Source organism: Pseudomonas sp. NPDC096917 (assembly GCF_044762555.1).
Classification (GTDB): Bacteria; Pseudomonadota; Gammaproteobacteria; order Pseudomonadales; family Pseudomonadaceae; genus Aquipseudomonas.
Window position 1 is genome coordinate 290108 of sequence record NZ_JBIWEO010000002.1, and the last position, 14290, is coordinate 304397.

Below are 14290 nucleotides of genomic sequence, written 5' to 3' on the forward strand. Positions count from 1 at the left end.
CTCAGGCAAACACCTGAAGGCTATTGGGCGGCAAGGCGACGAAGATGTCTCGGGCACTGAGGCGCGGCAGGTCTTGGGGGCCGACTTCTGCGGTGAGCGCGTGGCCCGGCAAATGGTTGAGTTCAAAACTCATGCGGCAGCGGTTGCCGAGGAAGGTAATTTCCCGCACGCGGGCTGCAAACAGGTTTTCCTGGTGCCGTACCGGGTTCACGCTGATCGCTTCGGGGCGGCAAAACAGACGACCCGATGCAGCAAGACCAGCATCGGCGGCCACGCGCATGTTCAGGCCGCCCACTTGGGCGTGGCTGTCGCTGTTGCGCTGAAACGGCAACCAGTTGCCTTGCCCGACAAACTCGGCGACAAACGGCGTGGCGGGTTTATCGTAGATGTCTTGCGGGGTGGCGTATTGCTCGACCTTGCCGTTGTTCATCACGGCAATGCGGTCGGCCATCAGCATGGCCTCATCCTGGTTGTGGGTCACCATCAAGGTGGTGATGCCCAGGCTGCGTTGCAGTTGGCGCAATTCGGTACACAAATGCTCACGCACACGGGCGTCCAGCGCCGACATCGGCTCATCGAGCAACAGCAGCGACGGGGCGGGTGCCAAGGCGCGGGCCAGAGCGACACGTTGCTGCTGACCACCCGACAACTGACCCGGAAACTTCTTTTCGCTGCCGGTCAGGCCGACCAGTTCCAGCATCTGGGCAACGCGCTTGCGCACCAGATCGCGGTGACTGCCCGCCAGGCCGTAGGCAATGTTGTCTTGCACCGAGAGATTGGGAAACAAGGCGTAGGACTGAAACAGAATCCCGTAGTCTCGTGCTGGCGGGGCAAGGTCGCTGACGTCGCGCTCACCGAGGTACAGGTGGCCATCGTCCTGACGCTCCAGCCCGGCGATGCATCGCAGCAGGGTGGTTTTGCCACAGCCAGAAGGCCCGAGCAGGCACACCAATTCGCCAGCGGCCACGTCCAGCGACACATTATCCAGCGCATTAAAGGCGCCAAAGCGTTTGCTGACATTGCGCACCCTCATCGGGACGCCGGGTTGGGTCAAAGCGGTCGCGTTCGTGCTGTTCATGGGTGCACCTCATCAAGCAGATGGGGTCATCCTAGAGACGCAATACGTACACGATGTGGCAGATAGGCAAAAGCTGCCGATAGAGGTATTGGTAGATTTTGGAGTGATGCTCACCCCATTCCTGTGGGAGGGCGTTATCAGGCTGGAGCCATTTCCTGCGCCAGGCCCAAAAAAGCCGCTGGCAAGCGTGCTGATTTTCGCTCTTTGAGGCAGTACAGGTATTCAGAGATCAACGGCGCGTCTTCAAGGCTCAGTACCCGTAGTTGCGGGTCGTGGGGGACTTCTTGCCGGGCAATGATGCTAATCCCGATGTTGCGCAGAACCGCTTCGCGGATCGACTCACGGCTGCCAATCTCCAGCAGCGGGCCAAAGCTCACGCCTGCGCCATTGAGCAGGTCTTCGGTCAGCTTGCGCGTGGTCGAGCCCTGTTCGCGCATGAGCAGGCAATGCCCGGCCAACGCGCTCAACGGTACATGATCAAGCTTGGCCAGCGGGTGATTACGGTGAACCGCTACCACCAGCGGGTCGGTGCCCAGCACGCGGCGGATCAGCCTGGGGTCTTCAAGCCATTGCGATGAGGCGGCGAGGTCGACCCGGTATTCGTCCAGGGCTTCGAGCACTTGTTGCGAGTTGCCAATGTCGACCGAGACCACCATCTGCGGCAAACGCTCGCGGAACGCTTTGACCAGGTCGAGGATGTAATACGGCGCGGTGGCGGCGATGCGCAGGGTGCCGGTGCCATGGCCGCTGTTGCGCAAGAAGAACTCAATGTCGGCCTCTTGCTGCAACAACGCCTTGACCATGGGCAGCAAACGTACGCCGTCATCGCTGAGCGTCAGGCGCCGCCCGCCCCGGTAAAACAACTCCACGCCGTACTGGCTTTCGAGCTGGCGAATCTGGGTGGTCACCGTCGGCTGGCTCAACCCGAGTTTTTTCGCGGCCTGGGTAATGCTGCCCAACTGGGCCACCCGGTAAAACGCTTTCAGCTCGGCACTCAGCACGGCGGCCCTCTCTTGATTTATTTGCGCAACAGACGCAAACCATTAAACACCACCAACAGGCTCACGCCCATGTCGGCAAAAACGGCCATCCACATGGTGGCCAAACCGAGGAAGGTGACGGCAAGAAAGATGGCCTTGATGACCAATGCCAACGCGATGTTCTGCTTCAAGATGCTCGAAGTACTGCGCGACAAGCGAATGAACGCCGGAATTTTGCGCAGATCGTCGTCCATCAAGGCGACATCCGCAGTTTCAATCGCCGTATCTGTCCCTGCCGCAGCCATGGCAAAACCGATTTCTGCACGGGCCAGCGCCGGGGCGTCGTTAATGCCGTCACCGACCATGCCCACGTGATGCCCCTTGGCGTAAAGGGCTTCAATGGCCTTGAGCTTGTCTTCGGGCAGCAAGTTGCCCTGCGCTTCGTCGATGCCCACTTGTGCGGCAATGGCGCTGGCGGTGTGCGGGTTGTCGCCGGTCAGCATCAGGGTTTTAATCCCCAATTCGTGCAGCTCACGAATCGCTTCGCGACTCGACTCCTTGACCGTGTCGGCCACCGCGAACAGGGCCAGCGGGCCAGCGCTGTCGATGAGCAAAATTACCGTTTTGCCCTGTTCTTCCAGGGCGAAGAGTCGCTCTTCAAGTGCCGGCGAGCACAGGCCCAGCTCTTCAATCAGGCGATGGTTGCCCAAGTGGTAGACCTTGCCTTCGATTTCGCCGCGCACGCCACGCCCTGCCAAGGCGCTGAAGTTATCCACAGCACGCCACGACAGCTTTTTATCCACAGCTGCATGGGCGACGGCCAACGATACCGGATGGTCGGAACGCGAGGCCAGACTCGCCGCCAGCAACTGCGCACTCTCGACGTACACCGGGTCGAGCGGCAGGTAATCGGTTTGCACCGGCTTGCCGTGGGTGATGGTGCCGGTTTTATCCAACGCCAAAAAGTCCAGCTTGTGGCCGCTTTCGAGGTACACCCCGCCTTTGACCAGAATGCCTTTGCGCGCAGCGGCCGCCAACCCGCTGACGATGGTCACCGGGGTCGAGATCACCAGCGCACATGGGCACGCCACCACCAGCAACACCAGGGCACGGTAGATCCAGTCAAACCACACGCCGCCCATCAGCAACGGCGGGATAACCGCCACGGCCAAGGCAAACAAAAACACCACCGGGGTGTAGATTTTGGCGAAGCTGTCGACAAACCGCTGGGTTGGCGCCCGCGCGCCCTGCGCTTGTTCGACCGCATGAATGATGCGCGCCAGGGTCGAGTTGTTGGCAGCCGCCGTGACCCGGTATTCCAGCGCACCGGCTTGATTGATGGTGCCCGCAAAGACTTTATCGCCAACGGTTTTTTCAATCGGCAAGCTTTCGCCCGTGATTGGGGCCTGATCGATGGTCGAATTACCGGCCACGATTTCACCATCCAGGCCGATGCGCTCGCCGGGTTTAACCCGAACGATGGCACCCAGTTCGACGTCTTTTACTTCACGTTCCTGCCATGTGCCGTCTGCTTGCTGCACAGTGGCTTTGTCCGGGGCCATTTGCATCAGGCCGCTGATGGCATTGCGTGCACGGTCCAGGGATTTGGCTTCGATCAGCTCGGCCACGGTAAACAGGAACATCACCATCGCCGCTTCTGGCCATTGGCCAATCAGCACCGCACCGGTCACGGCGATGCTCATCAGGGCGTTGATGTTCAGGTTGAGGTTTTTCAGGGCAATCCAGCCCTTTTTGTAGGTGGTCAGGCCGCCGCTGAGGATCGACACCAGCGCCACCAAGGCGATCACCCACGTCGGTGCCGCATCGGTAAAATGCAGCACCTCGGCGGCCAATGCGCCAACCCCCGACACGGCCAAAGGCCACCAGTGTTTCTTGGCAATCGGCGCTGGCGGGGTGGTGTCGGTGTCCGACGCCAGCGGATCGGCCTGCATGCCCAGGGACTTGATGGCCGCAACAATCGGATCAGTGGTCGGCAAGTCGTGGGTCACGCCCAGCACCCGATTAATCAGGTTGAACTCCAACTGCTGCACGCCGGCCAACTTGCCCAGTTTGTTCTGAATCAGGGTCTGCTCGGTCGGGCAATCCATGGCTTCAATGCGAAAGCTGCTCAGGCGAGCGCCCACTGTTGGCGCGGCATTCAGCTTGATCACGCTTGGCGCGGCGCTACTGGAGCAGCAACTGTGCGCATGGCTGGCATGATCATGCTTTTCTTCATGAGCGTGGTCATGGTCATGACCTGCGTGTGGTTTATGGGAAGTGTGAATGGAGTCGCTCATCAGGTTGCGTCCAAAAAAGGTGCCTGTTGCCAAGTAAAGACCCTGTAGCCACTATAGGGTCAAGCATCCTTTCGGAAATAAGCACGATGAAAATCGGTGAACTGTCGAAATTGACCGACTGTCAGGTCGAAACCATCCGTTATTACGAGCGCGAAGGGCTGCTGCCCGAACCCGCGCGCAGCGAGGGCAATTACCGGTTGTACACCCAGGCGCATGTGGAACGGCTGACGTTTATCCGCAATTGCCGAAGCCTGGACATGACCCTGGAAGAGATCCGCAGCCTGCTTAACCTGCGCGACAGCCCCCAGGACCAATGCGAAAGCGTGAATGCGTTGATCGATGAACACATCCACCACGTCAAGGCCCGCATCGATGGCTTACAGGCTTTGCAGGTGCAACTGCTCGACCTGCGCCAACGCTGTGGCGAAGGGCCGGGCAAGAATCATTGTGGGATTTTGCAGCGTCTGGAAGTCAGCGGCTCAGTGACGGCGCCAGAAGGCGAATCGAGCCATGTGGGCAGAAGCCACGGGCATTGACACAAACAGCCTGTAGCCGCTGCCGAAAACTGCGATAAGGGCCGAAGGACCTGCGCTCTTGAAAAGCGCGCGCCCTTCGGGCTCGATCGCAGCCTGCGGCAGCGGCTACAGGTTATGGGGCGGGTTATACCGCCATTGGCGCGGTCATGGGCGCGTGGTGCTGGTAGCCTTCGAGGCTGAAGTCACTCGGCTCGATCAGCTCCAACCATTCCGGCTGGTAAACACCCGTTTTGGCGAATTCCGGTACGCGGTCCGAAATCACCAGTTTTGGCATCGGGAACGGCTCGCGGGTCAGTTGCTCGTTGAGCATGTCCAAGTGGTTTTCATACACGTGGGCATCGCCAATGAAGTACGTGAACCAGCGCGGCGTGTAACCCGTCAGGCGGCCGATGAGGCTGAGCAAGGCTGCGCCTTCGGTCAGGTTGAACGGTGTGCCCAGGCCCTTCTTCCACCCACTTCACTGCACATTACGCTTACGAGTAAAGGCTCCCAAGCGACTTGTAATATGTGCATTATAGCTTTTGCACATTACCAAAACAATCATTGGCACTAGATAAAAAACCAGCTTTATTCCAGCTAAAATCTTCGCTTCCTCTAAATGCCCTGAAATACGAGGCCTACGCCCGAAAGTTGATTCATTCTGGCAATGTGCTATCTATGAGGTCGGGGGAAGCTATCTTCCAAGGATCAGCTTCCGCGTTTCTAGAGGCGCTGAGGCTCAAATATCAGGGGAATAGATGCGCCTAGATCAGATGCCATACCACTCAATGCCTACCCTGGCCGTCCTACCGTTCCGGCAATACCACATAGGATGGGCATGGCAGCTGCGGGCACTCAAGCTCTTCCCCGAGTCCCAGCTGTCCTGGAAGCGCTACTTTTACGATAACGGCAGCGGACATGCGAGGGCGGCTGTTTTCACCACCTACGAGGAGGCAATGGAAGCTGCGGATGAATTCAACAAACGCACCAGTGAGCTAGTGGCTGATGCAATATCGGATCCGGTGCTTCAGAGCTCGACCACCCTGAAAGTCGAGAAAGCGCTGACGGCGGCGCGCCGAATCCACGGAGAAGAGGAGCTCATGGCGCGCGAGGCGAGTAAGCGAAACGCCCATCTGCCCCGTCCCTCAATGCACGAGCTGGCACTGCACAATACGATGGAGAGCTTGCGCCAACCACTTCACGAGGAGCTTGAACGCGCCCCTTATGTGGATGTGGTGGCCTTGCCTCGATTCAACATGTGCCTTCGCCGTATCGATGATCAGACATGGGAACAGATCGGAGCCCTGTCGCCCAAACGCTCGCAGATCTGTCTTCGCGAAGTGACAGCCAAAGGCTTCGGTCTTTCGGGAGCAGATCACTGGGGGAGAACCAAAGCGCAGATACGCGCATTGCTACTTCCCCGAGCAAACCAGTTGCTGCAGTTGGCGAGCGTCAAACAAATGCTCGCCGAGGCAAGAATGCGCGGCCAGAGGGTACTGGTCTGCGGTGGCTTCGTGTTCTGGTATGAGGACGATGGGGTGCCACAATGGGTCGTGAAAAACACGGGTGGCGAGTCCAACAGTGATGAAGGGAACACCTTGTGGCACGAGGGAACGATCCTATCCAAGAACCATGGTCGGATAGTGGTGCTTCCGTACATCAAAGAAAACGGCGAGCGTGTTCAAGGTCACACCAAGAACTCCGCCCACGACGGGAAGGCACTACCACGGCATCCTGAACAGTACGTCACCCTCCCTTTTGAGATCCTGGACGGTGATCTCATGATCGGACTATTTGGTGAGCTTCACTATGAGTAACGCACCGAGTAGTCGGACATAGGCATACCGTGTATCCCAAAAACGGCACTTTGGGCTTTTATTGAGTGGCTAAGTGCTATCGTACTAATTTTTACATGCCGTCTCGCTGGGAGCATGACAAAGGCCAGTGGCTGTGCGACGCGCCGATATGTCCTGGATGTCGACGCTTGCTGACAATAAGGCTTTAACTCGCTGTGCACTCAGCAGTATGGCTAAGCCGTTTTTTCACAGCATGCAAGGAGTGCAAGATGCAGTACGTGGCTTGTTTACGAGTTGGTCAGAATGACGTTAAGGCGCTGATAAATCTGGAAGACAACAGGCGGGACGTCGTAGCTCCGATGTTGGACATGCGAGGTGACGACGACAGACACCTACAAACATTCCTAGCGAATTGGACTAAGCATCCTTTTTTTCTAGACGTTTCAAGAGTAACGAAGGACGTTGGTGAAGAATTCATTACTACGAATGACCTGCACAATCCTCATGGTGCGTTTGAGAACAAACGTCGATTCTTCTCAGATGTGGCAGGCATCAACCAGAACGTAATACCAGTGGTTTCCTGGGTTGATGATGATCCACAGCGAGCAGTCATCCAAAGTGCACTCGCTCTTCAAGGTGATTTCCCACATATAGCTATCAGGGTTACTTGTCCGGAAAAGCCCACTGCGACTTCGTGGAACAGATTACTATCAATCCTGGATGCTCTTGAAAACCCGGACACCGCGACGGTAATTTTGGACTTCGGTGCTACAGCCCCGGCCAATACTGCCTCAGGGTCGGATTTCAATGTATCCCTGCGTCAACTGAACAGCTATCAGATACGGAATCTAGTTCTGATGAGCACCTCCTTCCCTATCGATAAACCGGCCTCCAATAGCTCTCGTTCCTCCGCCTGTTACGACGTTGCGTGGCAAGCAAGGGTCGATACCAGTGGCATAGAGTCGGATATTGTCTACGGGGATTACGCCGCCACCAATCCAACCGCCTCGATGGAATACATACGAGGGATGCCTGTGCTTCCTTTTGCGTGCTACTACACGCCAACGGAATGGTGGCAACGACGCAAAGGTTCGGATAAGGAATTTGTGCGATACATTGAAATCGCCCAAGAAATCAGAGGGCTGCCGGGTTACCACGGTGATGATTTTTGCTGGGCCACTCGTGAGTACAGCAGAATTGTCGCCACATCCACCGGTTACGGAAACAACGGTACATGGAATGGGTACAGAATTAATCAGCATATCTGCGCCATGATCGAGTCCATCGTAGCTACGGATAGCAGCTTCGATGATTTTGATGCCGACGACTTACTCTAGAGAGCGATAGCGTTGTTTCAAGCTTGCTAGTACATGTGATCTGATCACGCTCATGGGGAGGGCGTCGCATAGCTGGCGACGCACCTCTTTTATGAGGTCACGACTTTTCGTTGACACCCCATTCTGGCTCGCGAGTGCGTCCAACTCGCTACGCCACAAGAATCCCGTAAGGTGAAATTTATCCTGGAGCTTGTTGGGCTTCGCCTTTCGAATCATCGCCATGCCGGAATAGTCATCGACGACGAGTACGCCAACGTGCGGAAGACACGACTCAAGAGCCTTCACCAAGTGCTTGGAATGGCAGCATAGCCAGACCTCGTCAAAGCACGCCATATAGGCCTGCTGCTGGCCTTCCCAGCGTGCCAAGGTGTCAGCATGAGATTTGATTTCGAAAGCGGTCAGCTTCCCATTGGCATGAACGAGATCGGCGCGTCTGGCCTTATCGATAAAACACAGCTCCTCGATGAAGACGTCACTCTCTTCATGGGACATCGCCTTCGCGACCCACTGCTTGAGGATTGGGCGGATTTCGTTTGGATTCAACATGCGCGGATTATAGACAGACAGTTGAGGCTTCTCACGCTAAAAAAGCGCCCGGTCGTCGATCACCACAAGGCCCGCACCAGTGGGATATCTGTCCGGCACGGGTTGAAAAGCCAGGCCTGGGTTAGATCATTCCTGGCTTCACCAGCTTCCCCCTGAGCGGCCTCGCCCCCTAACGGTGGTCGACTCGCAAGGCAGGCGACGCCCGCGCACACGTAATGAGCAGACGATCGTGCACCACACCAATCGAGACGATGATGGTCTCGACCAAGAGCTCGACGTTTCTCCAGATCGGTCAAAACCGCCCTACTAGCTTTCGCCAGATTGCCTGGCCCTTCGATAGAAGCCTGCGGCGAAACGTTACAAAGCTCTCACCAGGCTCATTGCTCTCATCGTCGTCGTAATCACCGACGTCGAACTCTTCATCTTCATACTCCTCTCCAAGCAGCCCGCTTTTCTGCAGCCCAGCCTCGTAACTCCTCAGTTTCAGCTCTTGATTAGCGCTACGAATTGCCAGGACTGTAGCCTCGATATGCAAAACACCCTTTACATCTTTCCTTAGACTGTTCACACGTAGGAGACAGCCCAACGCGCGCACGCCACGAAGCCATTCGTAACGTGCTGAGCCAGATGTTCCTTCATTTCTGTCGAAGACGAATGTGACCTCAACTTTGTTGGCGTGCCGTCGCCCCCTGACCAAAACTTGCCCTGAGCCTTCAGGATCCAAATTGGTGAAGCTGTACGACCCCTGTACGAATACAAGGTCACCCTCAATGATCAGACGATCAAGTGTCCCTCGATCTAAATCATCTGAGATGTTCCTGACACAGGCATGCCCCATACTGGCCTCAAGCATGTTGCTCATGTATCGCTTCAAAGCATGCGAGAGCGCATAACCAACGTACAAAGGGCCTTTCCTGAGGCGAATGTGGCCTTGTGCGTCACACGCCCCATTTAGTAGGGCGTCCTGGAATCCCTCAAGCTCGGAGACGTTCACCCCAACCTGTTCCGCGATTTCAAAAACCCTGAGGTGGTTAAAATACCACCACTGGCAACTGATCAGCTGAGTGGCCTGAAATATGGCAAGAGGGTCTAATCGACTGACCTCCTGCTCCCAGGTTGCCTTTGCAGCCTTAAGCCGGTCAGGCGTAAGCGTAAGCTCCAATGCGTGCGTTGAATGGGCCTCACCGTGATGGATTGAGCACAGGACGGCTAGGTTGGTTTGAGAGTGGTCGTGACTTTCCGCCCATGGCTTGATGTGATGAACGATGATGGGACGGCTAGCATCTCGACAAACACAGCAAAGCCAGCGATTGTCATAAAGCATCCGGACAAGGTGCTCAGGAGGGATCGGCGGCCTTCCACTCCCAAGGATTACGAGCACGGCGACTTCACCAATGCCAAGATCCAACAGTTTCTCCGGGGCTTGCGATTGAAGCTTCGCAAGCGTCCACTTCTCCTTCCTGAGCTTCTCGGCCAATGCACTATCTACACCTCTCGCAATCAAGGCGAGCTCTACTCGATTTCGGGTCACATACTCACTTCCGTTCTTAGCTTGATGGAGAATCACGCCAGCCCCTATTACCGAGGCTGATGCTTGCTCGAACTTATGGTGCTGGCCTCTCGGCCTGCCAAAAATTGCAGCTGAAGTTAGTCAGGCCCCCACCGTAGGGACTAGGCCTCACCGCGAACACCTCAGGCACAGCATCCCCATCGCCGCCATCGCGGAAGAACTCTCTCATAGAGAAGAGCGCCTGAGCCTTCAAGCGCTCCCATTCTCGGTACAGACTGTCTTCGAGATCCCTCGCTGCCTGCGTCGCGCTGGGTTTGCGCTTGGGCAGCATCAGGGTGTAGCTGGGCTGAGGGGAGAAATCGTAGACGAACGTCAGGTGCCCGTACTTCCAGTCCCCAGACGGCGACGCTCGCCAGCGGAACGACACTTGCACTGACAGTCGCTTGCTGAGGTGGAAAGGCGGCCTGATCTGATCATCAATGAAGAACAGTTCCCCCTCTTTGCGCTCAGTTTCGAGCTGACCTTTCATTTGCTGCAAGGCGTGAACGAGGTCATTGCCGGCATACAGCGCATCTTGCCGAGTACGTTCGCGTTTGGCATGGGCCTTGGCCTTGCTGTACTCAGCGATCGCTTGTTGGAACCCATGAAGCCTAGTAGCCACGTAAGGGCCGCAGTCACTGAGACCAAGGCCATGAATCGGCCCTATGCGCTCTTCATCCAGGCACTTGCGCACTGCTATCCGAAGCGCTGTCTCGTCGACGTCGCTGATTGCAGCTTGCTGATTACTCGGCAAGTTAATGTAGGTCATACCCAAAACTGTCCTTGTGTAATGGTGGCCAAGCTACCGCCTCATCTCAGCACACAGCTTTCCGCGTCTCTGAGAGATAGCCTCATGGCGATAAAACATCGAAGCCCTTGAGGTTAATCAGGGGATACTGGCACAGATGCTCAGATAGGCGCAGCGCCCACAATGCCGACCTCTGGAAGCAGATCGATCACCTGCGGCAAAACGTTGAGCCATCTTGTAAACGGATGTGCTTGCGACCTGCTTGGAAGGGCCATCCATCACATGCTGGTCAGTGATAATGGAATAGATCTTCGCACTCGGCCTTCGAGATCCATCGATATCAAGCATCATGGGGCGCAGGTGACTAAGGGTGTACTGAATCCCCGTCTGAGCTCGAATCCAGTGCAGCTGCCCTTTATCGGCAAGCATCCAAGGGAGCTCAATGCGCACACCGTTGACTTCGGAAACCATTCCTTCTTCGACGGCACCGCCGACGCTGTTAACCACCACCAGCCCACGCTTGGCGGCGGCAATCGCATCATCCACCAAGCCAGGATCTTCTGTCCTATCTGGAAGACCGTGTAACGCCCATGCCGCTTGAAATGCCGTGTTGGGGTCAGTGCCGTCCCTCGCCACTGCTAACAGCATGTCCATAATCGCCCAGCGAGCACGGATCGAGACATCGATTTCCTGCTCGGCAGTGAGCGCTAGCTCGTAACGATAGTGGTACTGCAGGGGACAGCTCATGTAGGCCTGGAACGCCTCATAGCTCACAGTGGGTACCTTGGTGCTGCTAGCCAACGGCACCGGCATGATGGGTGCGGGCGGTACCTTTATCCCAGAGCGCTTAACCAGACTCGTGACAGCAGCGCGATTGAGCGGAACTGGACGTGGCCAACCGCTGATCTCATAGAGATATAGGTAATCACGGGCCCGAGACAGAGCGACATAGAGCAGGTTGTTGCGCTCTACCCGCTCTTCGAACATGAACTCTGTTCCGGTGCTGTTCAACACTTCCGGGGGGATGAGATCCAACCCCCGCACATCGTATGCGAATGGCCGATTGGCGCCATATGACGCGTCGTCAACATCGGTGACGTGAACTGCAGGGTACTCAAGCCCCTTGCTGGAATGCACCGTCATGACGCTCACCGCATCCAGGACTCGCGCTTCAGGTGGTAAACCACGATCGCCTAGCTTTTCTCCGATCCTGCGGCGTAGCTCCTCACGAAGCAGGAACTGGGAAAGCCGTGCCTGGCGGATATCTCCGTCACCATTACGTACGGCGTAGACAAAGAGCCATGTTGCCAAGCGCTGAGTATGGGCCTGTATGGTCTGATCAGCAGGGCTTGGAAGACCATAGCGCTGATCGAGCAGTACTTTGGAGACAAAATCCCAAGGCCTTGAATTCCGCTTGAGCCCTCTCAACAGCAACGCCAAATTTGACTTGGCTTGCTGGCCAGCGGGCGAGAGGCCTGGCGTAGGTAGCCACAGCCACCGGCCTCGCTGCATGCTCAATCCTGCGCCTTTGCGGGTCAGGAATATGAGGTGCTCAATGTCTTGGGGTGGCATTCGAAACGCTGGCTCAGAGATGAGCCCGACCAGAGAGCGCGGCTGTCGCATACACAGCAGTTCCATCAGGCACAGCAGCTTCTTTATCTCAGGGCGCTGGCAGACATCGCCGATGTGCAGCACTGGCACATTCAGGTTTTCAAGCGCTTCAACAATTTGTTCAACGTTTGCCGATTTACGGCTGATCACGACTTGATCCCTGTACGGGACACCCCTCTGCACCAGCCCATCAATGCGCTGAGCGATCGTGACGGCTTGGGAGGGCTTGGTGTCGCATTCATACAGGGTAGGTATGACCCCGATCGAGGGACGATACGCCGTGACTGGCTCCAGAGGCATCCGGTCATTCAGTGCATGATGGATGCCTGCGCAGGAAAATAACTCCAAGATCTCAGGGGTGCTTCGCCGGTTCAGGTCGAGAGCGTAGCGGCGCACCGTTGCTCCTGGAATGGTGCTCAGGAACGTGGCGTCGAAGTGCATCAAGCTACGAATCGATGCGCCTCGCCAATGGTGGATGGCTTGGCGCACGTCACCAACGACCCAGAATGATTGAGCATTGAGAGCCAATTGCCGAAGGAGGTCGACCATCACCTCGGTGACATCTTGATACTCGTCCACTAGCACGTGCGAGAAATGGTCGATGTACTGAGCAACGCTAGTTCGATCCCGCTTGGCCTGGGATGCAGGGAGGGCAATAAGGTCAACGTAGTCGACCAAATGCTCAGCCCGCATTGCTGTTTCGTACGCTTCAAACAGGGTGGCGATGTCCTCGCGCTCATTGGCTACATCGGGTTCGCAGGGCGGCAGTGCAGCCAGGCGCGTGCGGTAGTCGGCAACGGTCAGGCATTCTTCCTTGAGTCGTTTGATATGGCCCAGGACGCCAGGCAGCCAATCGTAGGGGTTTTGCAGTCTCAGATAGTACTTGAGCCGTACCTTGGGCAGCGTGCTCACCATCAGGCGAACTTGCAGAAGTGGATCTGCGAGCCGAACGTCGGACTGCAGGCCGAAAATCTGATGATATTTGCGAAGGAATTCGAGCCCGAATGCATGGAAAGTCCCGGCCCACACGTCAGCGGCACCGGCGATATCCGATACCTTCAGGCGCTCCACCAATTCATGAGCCGCCTTGTTCGTGAAGGTCAGCACCAAGATTTTGCTGGGAGGGATACCGCGCTCGACCAGATGCTTGATGCGATGGATCAGTGTCGTCGTTTTACCAGTGCCCGGCCCAGCAACAACGTTGACGAAGGTTTCGGACGCGGTAGCAGCATCGTGCTGTCCCTGCGTCATAAGCGGCAGAGGAGGAGGTGGAGCAGGAGGCAATGTAGGGAGCAAAATGCCGTCGAATAGCTGAAGACGAACGATCTCCAGCGGTACCTCCAGAGTGGCCGCGATGACCGTCGCACCACTACCGCTATGGAACAGTTGGCTTGCGACACCACGAGGTAGCAGAAGCTCACGGGCAAACACGTTGGCTTGAAGCTCCAAGCGTTCACGAGCACCGTATGCTTCCACCACCACCGTAGCCTGACTCCCATAGGAATCCGTCATGCTGGTCAGATGAGCGACCGTCTGTGCGGGGCGATCGCCGTCGAGATACCAGTGACCCAACTCATGGGCGATGAGATAGGCGGTTTCTCCTGGAGACACGTCGTTGCGGATGTAGATAGTTTGAATTTCTCGCTTGAGCACCCCGCTGCCGCCACCCAACTCTGGGTGTCCAAAAGGCAACCGCTCGATTGCGATTTCGAGCGTGTCCTCTACATGAGCCAGAAGCTCAGCGGATCTGACCCCGCCTAGAGAGGCGGCCAATCCGACCAGGGCTTCTCGGGTTTCGAATGCTTGCCGACGTGCCCGGTCGAATGGATTCAC

10 protein-coding genes and 1 pseudogene are annotated in these 14290 nt (G+C 56.7%); 3 read left to right on the plus strand and 8 right to left on the minus strand.

The features are described 5' to 3' along the window. Nucleotide 1 precedes the first annotated feature (1 nt). The 3 genes from ACIQYF_RS03495 to ACIQYF_RS03505 form a co-directional block, all read right to left on the minus strand. Nucleotides 2–1078 carry a putative 2-aminoethylphosphonate ABC transporter ATP-binding protein gene (locus ACIQYF_RS03495; protein WP_402856902.1) on the minus strand — a complete coding sequence of 359 codons (1077 nt, stop codon included), beginning with the start codon at nt 1076–1078 and terminating at the stop codon, nt 2–4. 137 nt (nt 1079–1215) lie between these two features. After that, on the minus strand, nt 1216–2079 hold the full coding sequence (locus ACIQYF_RS03500; protein ID WP_402856904.1) for a LysR family transcriptional regulator: 864 nt from the start codon (nt 2077–2079) through the stop codon (nt 1216–1218). 17 nt (nt 2080–2096) lie between these two features. Further along, nucleotides 2097–4355 carry a heavy metal translocating P-type ATPase gene (locus ACIQYF_RS03505; RefSeq protein WP_402856906.1) on the minus strand — a complete coding sequence of 753 codons (2259 nt, stop codon included), beginning with the start codon at nt 4353–4355 and terminating at the stop codon, nt 2097–2099. A gap of 86 nt (nt 4356–4441) precedes the next feature. Between ACIQYF_RS03505 and cadR the strand changes: the two genes are divergently transcribed. Then, entirely contained in the window at nt 4442–4891 is a 450-nt protein-coding gene (gene cadR, locus ACIQYF_RS03510; protein WP_402856908.1) for a Cd(II)/Pb(II)-responsive transcriptional regulator, read from the plus strand. Nucleotides 4892–5015: 124 nt separating this feature from the next. On the opposite strand, the pseudogene ACIQYF_RS03515 reads toward cadR, so the two are convergent. Continuing rightward, nucleotides 5016–5333 (minus strand): annotated as a pseudogene (locus tag ACIQYF_RS03515) (thymidylate synthase); the annotation flags it as partial. Between the two features lie 295 nt (nt 5334–5628). Between ACIQYF_RS03515 and ACIQYF_RS03520 the strand changes: the two are divergent. Next, nucleotides 5629–6687 (plus strand): hypothetical protein, encoded by a 1059-nt coding sequence (locus ACIQYF_RS03520; RefSeq protein WP_402856910.1) that lies wholly within the window; start codon nt 5629–5631, stop codon nt 6685–6687. Between the two features lie 248 nt (nt 6688–6935). Further along, a complete protein-coding gene (locus tag ACIQYF_RS03525) occupies nt 6936–8003 on the plus strand; it encodes a hypothetical protein (RefSeq protein WP_402856911.1) in 1068 nt (355 codons plus the stop codon). On the opposite strand, the gene ACIQYF_RS03530 is transcribed toward ACIQYF_RS03525, so the two are convergent. The 4 genes from ACIQYF_RS03530 to ACIQYF_RS03545 all read right to left on the minus strand — a co-directional run bounded on the left by ACIQYF_RS03530 (nt 7995) and on the right by ACIQYF_RS03545 (nt 14290). Next, the gene (locus ACIQYF_RS03530) at nt 7995–8549 is read right to left on the minus strand and encodes a sce7726 family protein (protein WP_402856913.1); all 555 of its coding nucleotides are present in this window, start codon (nt 8547–8549) and stop codon (nt 7995–7997) included. The genes ACIQYF_RS03525 and ACIQYF_RS03530 overlap by 9 nt on opposite strands. A 292-nt stretch (nt 8550–8841) precedes the next feature. Further along, nucleotides 8842–10116 carry an HNH endonuclease signature motif containing protein gene (locus tag ACIQYF_RS03535; RefSeq protein ID WP_402856915.1) on the minus strand — a complete coding sequence of 425 codons (1275 nt, stop codon included), beginning with the start codon at nt 10114–10116 and terminating at the stop codon, nt 8842–8844. Between the two features lie 37 nt (nt 10117–10153). Next, entirely contained in the window at nt 10154–10867 is a 714-nt protein-coding gene (locus tag ACIQYF_RS03540) for a hypothetical protein (RefSeq protein ID WP_402856917.1), read from the minus strand. Nucleotides 10868–10984: 117 nt separating this feature from the next. Then, nucleotides 10985–14290 carry a UvrD-helicase domain-containing protein gene (locus ACIQYF_RS03545; protein ID WP_402856919.1) on the minus strand — a complete coding sequence of 1102 codons (3306 nt, stop codon included), beginning with the start codon at nt 14288–14290 and terminating at the stop codon, nt 10985–10987.